Source organism: Microbacterium pygmaeum, from assembly GCF_900100885.1.
In the GTDB taxonomy this organism is placed as follows: domain Bacteria; phylum Actinomycetota; class Actinomycetes; order Actinomycetales; family Microbacteriaceae; genus Microbacterium; species Microbacterium pygmaeum.
Genome location: NZ_LT629692.1, coordinates 1,182,889 through 1,197,500, shown reverse-complemented (window position 1 = coordinate 1,197,500; position 14,612 = coordinate 1,182,889). Strand labels below are relative to the sequence as shown.

Below are 14,612 nucleotides of genomic sequence, written 5' to 3'. Positions count from 1 at the left end.
TCAGCCCCGACGCCCTCAGGAGCAGACATGGCCCCGAAACATCGCGCACCATCCCCTGCAACATCGCCCGCGTACGGTGCAGGGATGGTCGAGCAGCATGGCCACCAGCGCCACGTCGTCGTCGTGGGGGCCGGGATGGTCGCCCACCGCTTCGTGGAGAGCCTGCGTTCGGGCGACCCGGAAGGACGGTGGCGGGTCACCGTCATCGGCGAAGAGGACCGGCATCCGTACGATCGGGTGGGGCTGACCTCCTACTTCTCCGGCACGAGTGCTGACGAGCTCACCTTGCCCCGCTCGGTGCTCGACGACGAATCCGGGGTGCGATTCATTCGAGGGGATGCCGTCGCCCGCATCGATCGCGAAGCGCGACGCGTCACGACCGAGAGCGGGCTCAGTGTCGGCTGGGATGCCCTCGTGCTGGCCACCGGCTCGTTCGCCGCGAAGCTGATGGTGGACGGCTTCGATCTCGCAGGCTGTTTCGTCTATCGCACGCTCGATGACGTCGAGCGACTCCGTGCCTTCGTCCAGCGACGCTCGGCCGAGCTCGGACGACCACTTCGCGGCACCGTGATCGGGGGCGGACTGCTCGGGCTGGAAGCTGCCGGAGCGTTGCAGGGGCTGGATGTCGAATGCACCGTCGTGCAGTCATCAGACCGCCTGATGTCCGCGCAGCTGGACGACCGCGGAGCGGATTCCCTGCGCCGCCTGATCGAAGCCCGCGGGATCGGCGTGCGCACCGGCAGCGTGACGACACGGCTCGACTCCGACGTCCGCGGGAACGTCCGCGGACTCGAGTTCCGCGAGGGCGACTACGCGGATACCGACGTCGTCGTCTTCACCGTCGGCGTTCGTCCGCGGGACCAGCTCGCCCGCGCGGCCGGACTCGCGGTCGAGCACCGCGGGGGCGTCGTGATCGATGCGTCGTGCACGACATCCGATCCGCGCATTCTCGCCATCGGCGAGGTCGCGAGTTTCGACGGGCGCTGCGTCGGACTGGTCGCTCCCGGGTACGCGATGGCGGAGGTCGCCGCGACACGCCTGCTGGGCGGTGAGGCCGACTTCCCCGGCTACGACGACTCCACCAAACTCAAGCTCAACGGTGTGGATGTGGCCAGCTTCGGCGACGCCTTCGCCACGACTCCGGGTGCGCTGGACGTGGTCTACGCCGATCCCGTGGCCGGCGTGTACAAGAAGCTCGTCCTCTCGGACGACGCGCAGACCCTGCTCGGCGGGATCCTCGTCGGGGATGCCAGCGCCTACGGTCTCCTCCGGCCACTCCTGGGCGGTCGGCTCGGCGCGGATCCCGCTGCCTACCTGATGCCCGAGGGTGCCGGGGACGCCCTCGGCGACGCCGAACTGCCCGATCAGGCGCTGGTCTGCTCGTGCAACAGCGTCACCGCCGGCGCCATCCGGTGCGCCGTCACCGATGCCGGGTGCACGGATGTCGCGGGCGTCAAGGCCTGCACGCGTGCCGGCGCGGCCTGCGGGTCGTGCCTGCCCCTGGTCAAGAAGCTGGTCGGCACGGAGCTCGCCCGCACCGGCGCATCCCTCAGCAGCGCCCTGTGCGAACACTTCTCCTTCTCGCGGGCGCAGCTGTTCGACGCGGTCCGCGTGTCGGGGCTGCGCGCCTTCACCGCGATCATCGAGCGGTTCGGCACGGGACGCGGCTGCGACATCTGCAAACCGGTGCTCGCGAGCATCCTCGCCTCCCTCGGGGCCGGTCACGTGCTCGACGGAGAGAATGCCGCACTTCAGGACACGAACGACCACGTGATGGCCAACATCCAGAAGGACGGCAGCTACTCGGTGGTGCCCCGCATCGCCGGAGGTGAGATCACCCCGGAGGGGCTGATCCTCATCGGCGAGGTCGCCCGTGACTTCGGGCTCTACACGAAGATCACCGGCGGTCAGCGCATCGACATGTTCGGCGCTCGCCTGGAGCAGTTGCCGGAGATCTGGCGCCGGCTCGTGGACGCGGGCTTCGAATCCGGTCAGGCCTACGGCAAGTCGTTGCGCACCGTGAAGTCGTGCGTCGGGTCGACCTGGTGCCGCTACGGCGTGCAGGACTCGGTGGGCATGGCGGTGCAGCTCGAGCTGCGCTACCGCGGGCTGCGGTCCCCGCACAAGTTCAAGCTCGGGGTGTCCGGCTGTGCTCGGGAGTGCGCCGAAGCGCGCGGCAAGGACGTCGGAGTGATCGCGACGGAGGCGGGCTGGAACATGTACGTCGGCGGCAACGGCGGATTCACCCCACGTCATGCGGTGCTGCTCGCCGAGGGCCTGGACGACGCGGGTCTGCTGCGCGCGATCGATCGCTTCCTCATGTACTACATCCGCACCGCCGACCGTCTCCAGCGCACAGCCCCCTGGTTCGAGGAGATGGAGGGCGGGATCGACGCGCTCCGCGGAGTCATCTTCGACGACTCGCTGGGCATCGCCGACGACCTGGACGCGGCGATGGCCGCGCACGTCGGCAACTACGAAGACGAGTGGAAGGCGACGCTCGACGATCCGGAGAAGCTCAAGCGGTTCGCGTCGTTCGTCAACGCGCCCACCACGCCGGATCCGTCACTGGCCTACACCCTCGAGCGTGGGCAGGCCCGACCTGCGACGGCGGACGAGCGCGACGACCGCCGCGTTCTGATCGCGGGGACGACGCTGGCGGTGCGACGATGACCGCAACCGAGACTCGCCCGATTCCCGCTGCCGTCTGGGTGCGGGTGTGCGCGGTGGACGACCTCGAGCGCGAGCGCGGTCGCGCTGCGCTGATCGACGGCGAGCAGGTCGCTCTGTTCGTCACGCACGATGACCGCATCTACGCCGTCCAGCAGCTCGACCCGTACAGCGGCGCATACGTGATGGCGCGCGGAATCGTCGGCTCGCGCGCGGATGCTCCCACCGTGGCTTCGCCGATGTACAAGCAGGTCTTCGATCTGCGCACCGGTGCGTGTCTGGATTCCCAGGGCAAGGAGGAGCGAACGCTCCGCACCTGGGCGGTCGGCGTCGACGACCACGGCGATGTGCTCCTGAAATGGAAGGCGAACGCATGACGACGATGATGGGGATCTCTCTGGGCGGACGCCTGGTGCTCTCGGTAGGGGGTGGGGATGTCGCGGCTCGACGCATCCGTCGCTTTCTCCTGGACGGTGCTGTCGTGCGGGTCGTGGCACCGGAGCTCGGCGAGCAGACCGCTCGGATGGTCGCGGAGAATACGCTCGAGTGGCACGCGCGCGAAGTCGAGCCCGCGGATCTCGACGGCGCCTGGCTGGTGCACACGGCGACCGGGAACGCGCGCGTCGACGGGCGGGTCGCCGCCCTGTGCGACGAGCGGCGTATCCTCTGCGTCAACGCCGGAAGCGGGGCGCACGGATCGGCGCGGCTGGCAGCCGAGACCCGGTCAGGCGACAGCATCGTGGGGGTCGTCTCGGATTCGGGTGTCGATCCGGGTCGTACAGGGGCACTGCGCGACGCGATCGCCGACCGACTCCGCGAGGGCGGCTTGCCGGTCCGGCGTCGTCGTCCGACCAGCGTCGGACACGTGCACCTGGTCGGCGGAGGACCCGGCCCGGTGGATCTGCTGACCGTTCGCGGACGACGACTCCTCGCGGAGGCGGATGTCGTGATCGTCGACCGGCTGGGTCCGGTCGCCGTCCTGGACGAGCTGAGTCCGGAGGTCGAGATCATCGACGTCGGCAAGCGACCCACCCATCATCCTGTCCCGCAGTCGGAGATCAACGAGCTGCTGATCGATCGCGCACGTCGCGGCCTTCGGGTGGTGCGGCTGAAAGGCGGCGACCCCTTCGTCTACGGCAGGGGCGGCGAGGAGGTCGAGGCGTGCCTGGCCGCCGGTGTGCCGGTGGATGTCGTGCCGGGGCTGACCAGCATCGTGTCGGTGCCTGAGGCGGCCGGCATCCCGGTCACGCACCGCGGAACAGCCGCTGCCCTGCACGTGGTCAACGGCCAGGACTCGCCCACCGATGCCACCTTGGCCGCCCTTCGCGACCCGCAGACCACCACGGTGGTGCTGATGGGCGTCAGTGCGCTCACCCGGTTCGCCGACGCTGCGCTCTCCGCCGGCGCGGACCCCTCCCTTCCGGTGGCCATCGTGGAGAGCGGACACACCGACGCACAGCGGACGACGCGCGCGCCGCTCGCGGACATCGCCGAGCGTGCCCGTGTCACGGGCGTCGCCAACCCCGCCGTCATGGTGTTCGGCCACGTCGCGGCGGCAGAACTGCTCCTCCCTGCCCTCGGCACGAATGGGACGCCTGCGCGCACCAGCGTGAGCGCGGGACAATCGAGGTGATGAGCTCTTCCGATCCGTTCCAAGGCGCCGGCGCCGGCCGCACAGCGCCGTTGCTGTCGGCGGCGTTGGCCGGGTGCACGATTCTCCTCCCCGTCGACCGGCGATCGGGCGAACTGACCGCCGCGCTCGAACGGCACGGCGCGACGGTTCGGCTGGCGCCTGCGCTGACGATCGTGCCGCACATCGATGACGAGGAGCTGATCGCACGATCGAGGGCGCTGATCGCCGATCGCCCGGACGTGGTCGTCGTCACCACGGGCGTGGGCTTTCGGGGATGGATCGAAGCTGTCGACGAGGCCGGCATGCTCGATGCGTTCCTCGAGGCGATCCGGCCCGCGCAGATCGTCGCACGCGGGCCAAAAGCGCGCGGCGCGATCCAGCAGGCGGGCCTCTCCGCAGACTGGGTCGCGGAGTCGGAGACAGCCGCAGAGCTGGAGGAGTTCCTTCTCGCCGAGGGCGTGCGCGGCAAGCGCATCGCCGTGCAGCATCACGGCTCGGGGTCGGACGGTCTTGACGAGGCCTTCGAAGCCGCCGGCGCGCACGTGGTGAGCCTCACGGTGTATCGCTGGGGTCCGCCGCCGGACCCGGCCGTCGTGAGGCGGTCGGTCACTGCCGCCGCTGCCGGGGAATTCGATGCGATCCTGTTCACATCCGCGCCGGGGGCGCAAGAATGGCTGGGCTCCGCGGATATCCTCGGTGCACTTCCGGACATCCTCGAGCACGCGCTCCACGGCCGACTCCTCACGGCGGCGGTCGGACCGATCACGGCCGGTCCACTGCGGGCGGCGGGCTTCGACCCCCTCCTGCCCGATCGCGGTCGCCTCGGTTCCCTGGTGCGCAGCGTGGTCACCTATTTCGGCGGTGGCCATGTCCCTGGCGTGCTCACCACCTCGGGGAAGCTGGAGCTGCGCAGCACCGGCGCCGTCGTCGGCGGCCGGTACGTTCCGCTCTCGCCGACGGGCGTGCAGGTCCTGGCCGTGCTGATGGATGCCGCGGGGGCGACGATCTCCAGGGAGGACCTCCAGTCCGCTCTGCCTCGATCGGTCTCGAACACGCACGCCGTCGAAGTGGCGGTTGCTCGTCTGCGCGAGTCGCTGGCGGATCCGGAGCTGATCAAGACCGTCGTCAAACGGGGGTATCGGCTGAACGTCGTCGAGGAGGCACCCGCATGACGGATCCGGTCCTGATCGCGTGTTCGCACGGAACGAGCTCCGAAGCAGGTCGGGCGGCGATCCGCGCGATCATCGCGGAAGCCCAAGCGCTGCTGCCCGGTGTCCGCATCGTTCCCACCTTCGTGGATGTGGAGCACCCGCAGATCGATGAGGTGGTCGCGGCTCAGACGACGGCGTCTGCGCCGGGAAGCCAGGACCCGGCCGATGCAGTCGCCGCCGTCGTGGTCCCTCTCCTCCTCTCGAGCGGCTATCACACCCGAGTCGACATCACCCGCGCCGTGAGCGCGGCCGATGGTCGAGCGATCGTCACCACGCCGATCGGAACCCATCCACTCGTTGCCGACCTCATCGTCCGAAGACTTCGCGCGGCGGGCGCCGTTGCGGACGACGTCGTCGTGCTCGCTGCCGCCGGATCCAGCGATCCGGCATCAGCGGCCGATGTTCGCCAGGTGGCCGCGGAGGTGTCGAGACTGTGGGGCGGCGAGATCGCCGTCGGTTTCGCCGCCAGTTCCGAGCCCCTCCTGCCCGATGCGCTGGCCGTCGCGAAGCGCGCCGGCCGTCGCACCGTCGCCGCCAGCTATGTGCTCGCTCCCGGCCATTTCGCCCGAGTGATCAGCCGCGCAGGCTTCGACGTCGTCACCGAACCGCTCGGACCAGACGAGGCCCTCGGAGCCGTCGTCGCCGCAAGATATCGTGCAGCCGTGGCGGATCTACCCGCCTTCCTCCCCGGCGAGCACCCGGGCCCGCCCGGCCAGAACCCGGGCGGGAGACGAGTAGACGTTCATCGATGAGCCTCGCACGAAGCCGATGAGCGTGAGGCCGGCCGACGTCGCGAGCTCCACCGCCAGCGAAGATGGCGCAGATACGGCGGACAGGATGGGGATGCCGGCCATCACCGCCTTCTGAACGAGCTCGAAACTGGCTCGACCCGAGACCTGCAGCACCGTCCCCGCCATCGGCAGACGATCGTTGAGCAGCGCCCAACCCACGACCTTATCGACGGCATTGTGCCGCCCCACGTCCTCGCGCAGCACCATCAGTTCGCCCGTCGCGGCGTCGAAGAGCGCGGCGGCGTGCAGTCCACCCGTCTTCTCGAAGACCGCCTGCCCGTCGCGGAGCAGGTCGGGCAGACGCTGCACCAATCCGGCGTCGACGGTCGCGGGGTCCGCTCTGACGTCGTAGCGCGAGTTCTTCTCGATCGCGTCGATCGATGCGGTGCCGCAGACACCGCACGAACTGGTGGTGTAGAAGTTGCGGGCGATGTCGGTCGAAGGCAGCTCGATCCCGGCGGCGAGCGCGACATCCAAGACGTTGTACGTGTTCTCGCCGTTCGCCAGGACGCCCACGGGGGCAGGTCCGATCGACAGCAGGGCGCCTGCATCGGACGACCCGGCGCCGGGTCCTCCGCAGTGGATGGCCGACCGGAATTCTTCCCCGGCAGCGATGATTCCCTCGCTGACGAGGAACCCCGCCGCCAGCTCGACGTCGTGTCCGGGCGTTCGCATCGTGACCGAGAGCGGCTTGCCGGCCACGCGGATCTCGAGGGGTTCCTCCACGGCCAGCACGTCGGCCCGGCGGCGCGCGACGGCATCGTCGTCGTTCAGCACGATGCGCGTGATCGAGGTGCGGACGGTGATCCGGCCCATCTCAACCGCCCATCGTCGTCATGCCTCGGGAAGGTTGCGGGAGTCTCCCGCGCTCCTGGCTCATGCCCCTACCGGTCGTCGTTCCAGCCGCACGATGACCGATTTGGAGGTCGGCGTGCCGCTGACGTCGGCGGTCGAGTCCAGCGGCACCAGCACGTTGGTCTCGGGGTAGTAGGCAGCCGCGTTCCCGCGTGGCGTGGAGTACGCCACGATCCGGAATTCCTCGGCACGACGCTCGATCCCGTCGCGCCACTCCGAGACGAGGTCGACGATGTCGTCCTCTTGGAAGCCGAGCTGGTGGATGTCCTTCCGGTTGACCAGGATGACGCGCCGCCCACCGTGGATACCCCGGTAGCGGTCGTCTTTGCCGTAGATCGTGGTGTTGTACTGATCGTGCGATCGCAGCGTCTGCAGCAGCAGTCGCCCGCGCGGGATGAAGGGATACTCCAGCGGATTGGCAGTGAACATCGCCTTTCCGGTCGAGGTCGCGAAACTGCGGTCGTCGCGGGGACCGTTTGGCAGGAACAGTGTGCGTCCCTTCTGTATCCTGCGCTCGAAGTCATCGAAGCCGGGGATCACGGCCGCGATATGCCGGCGGATCAGCGTGTAGTCCGCCTCCAGCGCCGCCCAGTCGGCATGTGGAACCGTCCGGGGCCGAGTGCCACGCTCGGACCGAGCAGCCGACGTGTGTCCCACCGCCGGGGCATCCGATCGGATTCCATCGTGCTCGGGCTGGCCGGCATCGACATCAACCGCGCTTCGTCCCTCGATCTGCGGCTCGAACGTGCTGCGGGTGTCCGACCCGAACAGTCGCCCGCACAGACGTGCCACGATCGCCACCTCGCTGAGCATGTCCTCCGACGGCGGGACGAGCCGGCCACGCGAGGCGTGGACGGCGCTCATGGAGTCCTCCACGGTGACCCGCTGCTCGCCGCCGCCGCGCAGATCTCGGTCTGTTCGGCCGAGCGTCGGCAGGATGATGGCGCGCTTTCCGGTCACGACGTGCGAACGGTTGAGCTTGGTCGATACCTGCACCGTGAGATCGACGGTGCGCACTGCGGCCTCCACGACCTTGGTGTCGGGCGTCGCAGAGATGAAGTTGCCGCCCATCGCCATGAAGACGCGCGCCTCGCCGTCGCGCATCGCCCTGATCGCCTCGACGGTGTCGTGGCCGTGCGCCCGGGGCGCGGTGAACGCGAATTCCCGGTCGAGCGCGGAGAGGAACGACTCCGACGGCTTCTCGTAGATCCCCATGGTGCGATCGCCCTGCACGTTCGAATGGCCGCGGACGGGGCAGACCCCGGCACCCGGCCGGCCGATGTTCCCCTGCAGCAGGAGCACGTTCACCACATCGCGCAGCGTCGCGACCGAGTGCTTGTGCTGCGTCAGTCCCATCGCCCAGCACACGATGGTGGCCTTGGACGTGCGGACCCGCTCCGCAACGCGCCGCAGCGTCTTCTCCGGCACGCCTGTCGCCGCGACCAGGTCGCGCCACGGGACGGCCGCGATGGCTGCCGTGTACTCGGCGAAGCCGGTGGTGTGCGCGGCGATGAAGTCGTGATCGAGCACCGCGCCGGCGTCGGGGCCGGACGTCGCGTGCTCGACCTCGAGCAGGTGCTTCCCGATCGCCTGGAACAGCGCCTGGTCTCCGCCGAGCCGGATCTGCACGAATTCGTCGGCGAGTTTCTTGCCGCCCAGAATGACCCCGCGCGGAGTCTGCGGGTTGCGGTAACGGATGAGACCGGCCTCGGGCAGCGGATTCACCGCGACGATGCTCGCCCCGTTGTCTTTCGCCTTCTCGAGCGCACTGAGCATGCGCGGGTGATTCGTGCCGGGGTTCTGCCCGGCGACGATGAGCAGGTCGGCGTTGTGCATGTCTTCGATGGTGACGGTGCCTTTGCCGATGCCCAGGGTCTCGGTGAGCGCCGAACCCGATGACTCATGGCACATGTTCGAGCAGTCGGGCAGGTTGTTGGTGCCGAGGCCGCGGACGAGCAGCTGGTAGAGGAACGCAGCCTCGTTCGAGGTGCGGCCAGACGTGTAGAACACCGCCTCGTTCGGGTCGTCGAGTCCGCGGAGGGCTGCCGCCACCTCGTCCAGCGCGTCATCCCATGCGATCGGGCGATAGTGGGTGGCGCCTTCGTCCAGGATCATCGGATGCGTCAGCCGGCCCTGCTGGCCGAGCCACCAGTCGTCATGCGCTCGCAGCTCTGCGATCGAGTGCTCCGCGAAGAACTCCGGTGTCACCCGTCGGATCGTGGCTTCTTCTGCCACGGCCTTCGCGCCGTTCTCGCAGAACTCGGCGATGTGCCGCTTGTCTTCTTCCGGCCAGGCGCATCCCGGGCAGTCGAAGCCGCCCTTCTGGTTCACCTGAAGGAGTGTCCGGATCGTGCGCGTGAGCCCCATCTGATCGTTGGAGACCTGCAGTGCGTGCAGCACAGCGGGCACGCCCACGGCGACTTTCTTGCGGCTCGTGACGCGCACCTGCGTCTCGTCGATGTCTGCGTTCGGGGGCTTCGTCGCCATGGTCTGCTCCTCACCTCATGTGTAGCACGATCACGCAGCGCCGAGGCCGGGCATGGGCTCTCCGGGGAAGAGGAACGCGAGGGTTACGGTGAATGCATGCGCCCGCTCCTGTCCGTGCAGGATCATCTCGCTGCGGTGCTCGCGACGGTCGCTCCGCTTGACGGCGAGACGATCCCGCTGGATGCGGCCTCGGGCCGGACGCTTCGCGAGTCGGTGTCGGCGGCAGTCGCGATTCCCGTGTTCGACAACTCGGCGATGGACGGCTTCGCCGTGCGATTCACCGATGTGGCGCGGGCCGATCGCCGACAGCCGATCCGGTTGACCGTCGTCGCAGATCTGCCCGCCGGAACGAACCTGGATCCGCGCATACCCGAGGGCTGTGCCGCGCGCATCATGACAGGATCGCCGGTCCCCACGGATGCCGACACGGTCGTGCCGTTCGAGGACACGACCGGCGGTCTTGCCGACTCGCTCGAGACCGCCTCGGTCGTCGTAGCCCCACGGACGCGCGGGGCGCACATCCGCCGCGCCGGTGAGGATGTCGCCACGGGCAGCCTGGTGGTGGCTCGAGGCGCGGTGCTGGGACCGCTGCAGGTGGCGGCGGTGGCCGCAGCGGGTGTGAGTGGTGTGGTCGTCGGGCGGCGACCGCGTGTGGCCGTCATCTCAACGGGTGATGAGTTGGCCGAACCCGGCAGCGCCTTGCGCCCCGGCCAGATCCCGGACTCCAACGGTCGGCTGCTGAGCGCACTCGTCGCCGACGCGGGATGCCACGTCGTGATGCGCACGACCATCTCCGACCAGCCGGCCGCGCTCGAGCATCTCCTCGACGAGCTCGCGCGGCAGGCACCGTCGCCACGAGCGGATGTCGTCGTGTTCTCCGGAGGGGTGAGCGGCGGCGCGTATGAGGTCGTCAAGGAGACGCTGTCCGGCTCGATGACCTTCAGCGACGTTGCGATGCAGCCGGGGAAGCCTCAGGCGTTCGGGCGATTGCCAGACGGCACCCTGGCTTTCGGGCTGCCGGGAAATCCCGTCAGCGCCGCAGTCTCGTTCGAGGTGTTCGTCCGCCCTGCGCTGTTGGCGATGCTGGGCAGGTCCGATCTGCAGCGGCCCGTGCTCGCCCTGCCCACGCTGCGGGGCTGGCGCTCACCCGAGGGAAAGCGGCAATACGTGCCCGTGGCGCTCGACCGGAGCAATCCGCGCTCGTGGCACGTCGTTCCGGCGACGATGAGCGGATCTCATCGCGCGGGAGGCATCGCTCGCGCGGAGGCGTTTGCGGTGATCCCGCCGGACGTCGACGTCGTCCGCGACGGCGATGTCGTGGATGTCATGCTGATCGCGTGATCGCCTCTCGGCGCAACTCTGCGTCATTCCAGTCCACCACGGCGCGTCTCACCGGGTGACCTCCACGCGGAGAGCTCTACGCGAAGACGACGGTCACCGCGCAGGACATCGCCGAAGTGATCTCCTCCGGGATCTCACGCCCGCACCACCTCGCCATCGACGAAAGCCTGCTGCGGCCCGCGGACCAGGTGTAGATCACAGCCGGGCGACCGCCGCCTGGATCGCCACCGCGGCGGCGCCGCGAGCCCACGCCCGGAAGCCCGCCTCGTCGACGAGGATCTCCACCGGCTCGGCGAGCGGGTCGCGCTCCGCACCGGTGGCGGCGACGATCCGCTCGGCCGCGATCCTCCACAGGCCGATACCGTCGCCCGCGAGGACGACCGTCGGCTGCATGGTGAGATTCGCCGCGAGCGCGATCATGCGGCCCAGCCCGCGAGCCGCGGCGTCGACCACCGCGGCCGCCGCGGGGTCGCCTTGCTCGGCGAGGGAGAGCACCTCCTCATATGCCACCGCTCGTCCGAGCGCGGCTCCCACCTGAGCGCACATTCCCACAGAGGTGAGCAGCGCGGAGGAGCACCCACGGTGCCCCTCGGGGCAGAGCGGGCCCGTCGGATCGATCGGTATGTGCCCCCCGAGGCCGACCCCGGCCTCGCGCGTATGGACCGCGTCCCCGCCGATGACCAGCCCATAACCGACGCCGGCGCCGATCGTGATCAGAGCGAAGCCGTCGCGTCCACGGCCGGCGCCGAACCATCGCTCAGCTTCCACCAGCGCGACGACGTCGTTCTCCACCGTCACGGTCGTTCCCGTCGCCTCCGCGATCAGCGCGCCGAGACCGACATCAGTCCAGTTCAGAAACGGTGCGCGGATGACGCGCCCGTCTTCGTCGACCGCGCCGCCGAGACTCACGCCGATGCCGACGAGCGGGTGCGGATCGCGTCGGGCGAGACCCTCGATGAGGTCAGCGACACGCGACACCACGGCGGAGGGCGAAACGTCGGCGATGACGGACTCAGCCTCCGCAACGACCCTCGCGCGCGCATCGGTGAGCACCGCGAATGCCGCATCACCGGTGATCTTCACTCCGACGAACGAGCCGAGGTCGGGCGCGATGTCCAACGGTCGGGCGGGCCTGCCGACCGAACCGTCGGAGTTCTCGCCGAGCTCGACGAACACACCTCGCTCCAGCAGCGGCCTGGCGAGCCGGGTGAGGCTCGCGGGCGACAGCCCGAGGCGTCGTCCGAGCGCGCTCCGGCCGATGGGCCCGTGGATGAGCACCTCACGCGCAAGTGTTTCGCGACTGTCTGTGCGCATCGCAACCCCCGTTGCTTCCATCCTGGCACCAATTGGCGGCTTCTCGACACTCTTCTCGTTCGCGAATGACCCTTGACCGCATAGTTCCTTCCGCGGTAGAAAGAATTCGTGACGAACGAGAGCCGACCGCTGGCGCAAGCGTGGGCACCCCCGACTGAATCGGTCAACCAGCAGATGGATACTCTGCACCTGCGCCGCGGTGGGACCAGTGTGGTGCTGGATCTGTCCGCCACCCCCCATCCCGCAATGGTGCACTGGGGCGAAGAGCTCGCCGGATCGACCCGCGACACGCTGGCGTCCCTGGCGATCGCGGCGCAGCCGCAGCGGGTGTCCGGTGGCCTGGACGAAACACCGCGTCTCGGGCTAGTGGCCACGCAGGCAGGTGGCTGGCTCGGCTCCGCCGGTCTGGAAGGCCACCGCGCCGGAACGAGCACAAGCGCCCGATTCGAGGTTGCAGGGGTCCAGGCGAACGATCACCGCGCCACGATCTCGCTCGTGGACGACGAAGCCCGTCTGGCCGCGCAGGTCGAGTTGCGCGTCGGACCGAGCGGTCTGCTTCGTCAGCGCATCCTGGTCCGCAACACGGGTACGACCGACTACACCGTCCAGTCGCTGCAGGCTGTGTTCCCTGTTCCGTGGGATGCGACGGAGCTGCTCGACACGACGGGCCGGCACCTGCGCGAGCGGTCACCGCAACGCAGGGCGTTCACCTTCGGGACACACCTGCGAGAGAGTCGGCGTGGCAGACCCGGCGCGGATGCCACGCTGCTGCTTGCCGCCGGCAGGCCGGGATTCGGTTTCGAGCACGGCCGCGTCCACGGAATTCACGTCGCGTGGAGCGGCAACCACCGGGTCATCGCCGAACGTGCCGTCACGGGCGAGGCATTCCTCGCAGGAGGAGAGCTCCTCTTGCCCGGTGAGGCCATCCTCGAACCCGGCGCTGCCGTGCAGACGCCCTGGGTCATCGGCTCGTGGGGTGACGGTTTGACGGAACTGTCCTCACGATTCCACGCAGAATGGCGCGCTCGCCCCCACCACCCCCGTCGACCGCGTCCCATCACGCTCAACACCTGGGAGGCCGTCTACTTCGATCACACGCTGCCGAAGCTGACCGCCCTCGCCGACGCGGCCGCCGGCGTCGGCGTCGAGCGGTTCGTGCTCGATGATGGATGGTTCACCGGGCGTCGCGATGACACTGCCGGCCTCGGCGACTGGTACGTCGACGAGAGCGTCTGGCCGGAGGGGCTGCACCCGCTCATCGATCACGTACGCGCCCTCGGGATGGAGTTCGGCCTCTGGGTGGAGCCCGAGATGATCAATCCGGACAGCGACCTTGCCCGCCGGCATCCGGATTGGATCCTGCGCGGACGCATGGCACTGCCGCCCCCGGCCCGCCAGCAGCAGGTCTTGGACCTCGCCCGCCCGGACGCATATGAGTACATCTCGCGCCGCTTGCACGCCCTGCTGGACGAGTACCCCATCACGTACCTCAAGTGGGATCACAACCGCGACCTCGCCGATGCCGGCAGCGGACCTCAGGGAGTGAGCCGCGTCCACGCGCACACACTGGCGGTGTACCGGCTCTTGGACGAGCTGAAGATGAGACATCCCGGCCTCGAGATCGAGTCCTGCGCGTCGGGCGGAGCACGCGTCGACCTCGGAATCCTGGATCGCACAGATCGCGTGTGGACCAGTGACAGCCTCGACCCGCTCGAGCGGCTGACCAATCAGCGGTACACCGGGCTGGTCGTTCCGCCCGAGATGATGGGCATGCACCTGACCAGTCCCGTCGTGCATTCCTCGGGCCGGACCGTCGCCCTCGGTCTCAGCGGTGCGGTGGCCCTGTTCGGGCACTTCGGCATCGAATGGGACCTCACCTCCGTCGGTGACGCCACGCGCGACGAGATCGCCCGATGGGTCGCGCTCGCCAAACGCCTCCGGCCGCTCGTCGCGAGTGGCACCGTCGTACACGTCGACGGCACCGATCCCGGAGTCGATGTACGGGGCATGGTGGCTGCCGACGCGGCGTCCGCCGTCTACACCATCACCCAGATCGAGACCTCCGTCGCCTACCCGGCCGGGCGGGTGCGGCTGCCGGGGCTGGCGCCGTCGCGCAGATACCGCATGCGAGTCGTTCCCGTCGGCGCCACCGGCCGCGACGCCGCCCAGTCCCCGCTCGCGTGGGCGCACCACGAGACGGTCCTGACCGGCCGTGAGCTCGAGTCGGTCGGAATCAGGCCGCCCGTGCAGTTCCCTCAGCAGGCGACCGTCATCGAGCTGATCGCGGAGCCATAGACCCCTCACCAGGTA

At 69.2% G+C, this 14,612-nt stretch carries 10 protein-coding genes; 7 read left to right on the top strand and 3 right to left on the bottom strand.

Annotation, left to right across the window (positions count from 1 at the left end; translation table 11 throughout):
- Positions 1-84: 84 nt before the first annotated feature.
- Genes nirB through BLT19_RS05470 form a run of 5 tightly spaced genes read left to right on the top strand, consistent with a single transcriptional unit; the run spans position 85 to position 6,266 of the window.
- Positions 85-2,673, top strand: a complete 2,589-nt coding sequence (gene nirB, locus BLT19_RS05490) for a nitrite reductase large subunit NirB (protein WP_091487443.1) — start codon at positions 85-87, stop codon at positions 2,671-2,673.
- Complete coding sequence (nirD, locus tag BLT19_RS05485; RefSeq protein WP_091487442.1) at positions 2,670-3,047, top strand: nitrite reductase small subunit NirD; 378 nt, start codon at positions 2,670-2,672, stop codon at positions 3,045-3,047. The genes nirB and nirD overlap by 4 nt, the downstream gene beginning before the upstream one ends.
- The gene (gene cobA / locus BLT19_RS05480) at positions 3,044-4,303 is read left to right on the top strand and encodes a uroporphyrinogen-III C-methyltransferase (RefSeq protein WP_091487441.1); all 1,260 of its coding nucleotides are present in this window, start codon (positions 3,044-3,046) and stop codon (positions 4,301-4,303) included. Before nirD ends, cobA begins: the two co-directional genes overlap by 4 nt.
- Complete coding sequence (locus BLT19_RS05475) at positions 4,303-5,475, top strand: uroporphyrinogen-III synthase (RefSeq protein ID WP_091487432.1); 1,173 nt, start codon at positions 4,303-4,305, stop codon at positions 5,473-5,475. The genes cobA and BLT19_RS05475 overlap by 1 nt, the downstream gene beginning before the upstream one ends.
- Positions 5,472-6,266, top strand: a complete 795-nt coding sequence (locus tag BLT19_RS05470) for a sirohydrochlorin chelatase (RefSeq protein WP_091487430.1) — start codon at positions 5,472-5,474, stop codon at positions 6,264-6,266. The genes BLT19_RS05475 and BLT19_RS05470 overlap by 4 nt, the downstream gene beginning before the upstream one ends.
- On the opposite strand, the gene fdhD is transcribed toward BLT19_RS05470, so the two are convergent.
- Both fdhD and BLT19_RS05460 read right to left on the bottom strand, forming a co-directional pair.
- A complete protein-coding gene (gene fdhD, locus BLT19_RS05465; protein ID WP_091487427.1) occupies positions 6,186-7,121 on the bottom strand; it encodes a formate dehydrogenase accessory sulfurtransferase FdhD in 936 nt (311 codons plus the stop codon). The genes BLT19_RS05470 and fdhD overlap by 81 nt on opposite strands.
- A gap of 60 nt (positions 7,122-7,181) precedes the next feature.
- Positions 7,182-9,647 (bottom strand): FdhF/YdeP family oxidoreductase, encoded by a 2,466-nt coding sequence (locus tag BLT19_RS05460; RefSeq protein WP_091487424.1) that lies wholly within the window; start codon positions 9,645-9,647, stop codon positions 7,182-7,184.
- A 96-nt stretch (positions 9,648-9,743) separates the two neighbouring features.
- On the opposite strand from BLT19_RS05460, the gene BLT19_RS05455 reads away from it, so the two are divergent.
- Positions 9,744-10,988 carry a molybdopterin molybdotransferase MoeA gene (locus BLT19_RS05455; RefSeq protein WP_091487422.1) on the top strand — a complete coding sequence of 415 codons (1,245 nt, stop codon included), beginning with the start codon at positions 9,744-9,746 and terminating at the stop codon, positions 10,986-10,988.
- Positions 10,989-11,183: 195 nt separating this feature from the next.
- Here the strand turns inward: BLT19_RS05455 and BLT19_RS05450 are convergent, their stop codons facing one another.
- Complete coding sequence (locus BLT19_RS05450; RefSeq protein WP_091487419.1) at positions 11,184-12,302, bottom strand: ROK family transcriptional regulator; 1,119 nt, start codon at positions 12,300-12,302, stop codon at positions 11,184-11,186.
- Between the two features lie 174 nt (positions 12,303-12,476).
- Here BLT19_RS05450 and BLT19_RS05445 point away from each other — a divergent pair, with 174 nt between their 5' ends.
- Entirely contained in the window at positions 12,477-14,597 is a 2,121-nt protein-coding gene (locus BLT19_RS05445) for an alpha-galactosidase (protein WP_091487416.1), read from the top strand.
- Positions 14,598-14,612: the final 15 nt, after the last annotated feature.

Bases quoted from the DNA above. Each gene is read 5' to 3' on its own strand.
- nirB (WP_091487443.1), top strand. From the start codon at position 85: ATGGTCGAGCAGCATGGCCACCAGCGCCACGTCGTCGTCGTGGGGGCC.
- nirD (WP_091487442.1), top strand. From the start codon at position 2,670: ATGACCGCAACCGAGACTCGCCCGATTCCCGCTGCCGTCTGGGTGCGG.
- cobA (WP_091487441.1), top strand. From the start codon at position 3,044: ATGACGACGATGATGGGGATCTCTCTGGGCGGACGCCTGGTGCTCTCG.
- BLT19_RS05475 (WP_091487432.1), top strand. From the start codon at position 4,303: ATGAGCTCTTCCGATCCGTTCCAAGGCGCCGGCGCCGGCCGCACAGCG.
- BLT19_RS05470 (WP_091487430.1), top strand. From the start codon at position 5,472: ATGACGGATCCGGTCCTGATCGCGTGTTCGCACGGAACGAGCTCCGAA.
- fdhD (WP_091487427.1), bottom strand. From the start codon at position 7,121: ATGGGCCGGATCACCGTCCGCACCTCGATCACGCGCATCGTGCTGAAC.
- BLT19_RS05460 (WP_091487424.1), bottom strand. From the start codon at position 9,647: ATGGCGACGAAGCCCCCGAACGCAGACATCGACGAGACGCAGGTGCGC.
- BLT19_RS05455 (WP_091487422.1), top strand. From the start codon at position 9,744: ATGCGCCCGCTCCTGTCCGTGCAGGATCATCTCGCTGCGGTGCTCGCG.
- BLT19_RS05450 (WP_091487419.1), bottom strand. From the start codon at position 12,302: ATGCGCACAGACAGTCGCGAAACACTTGCGCGTGAGGTGCTCATCCAC.
- BLT19_RS05445 (WP_091487416.1), top strand. From the start codon at position 12,477: ATGGATACTCTGCACCTGCGCCGCGGTGGGACCAGTGTGGTGCTGGAT.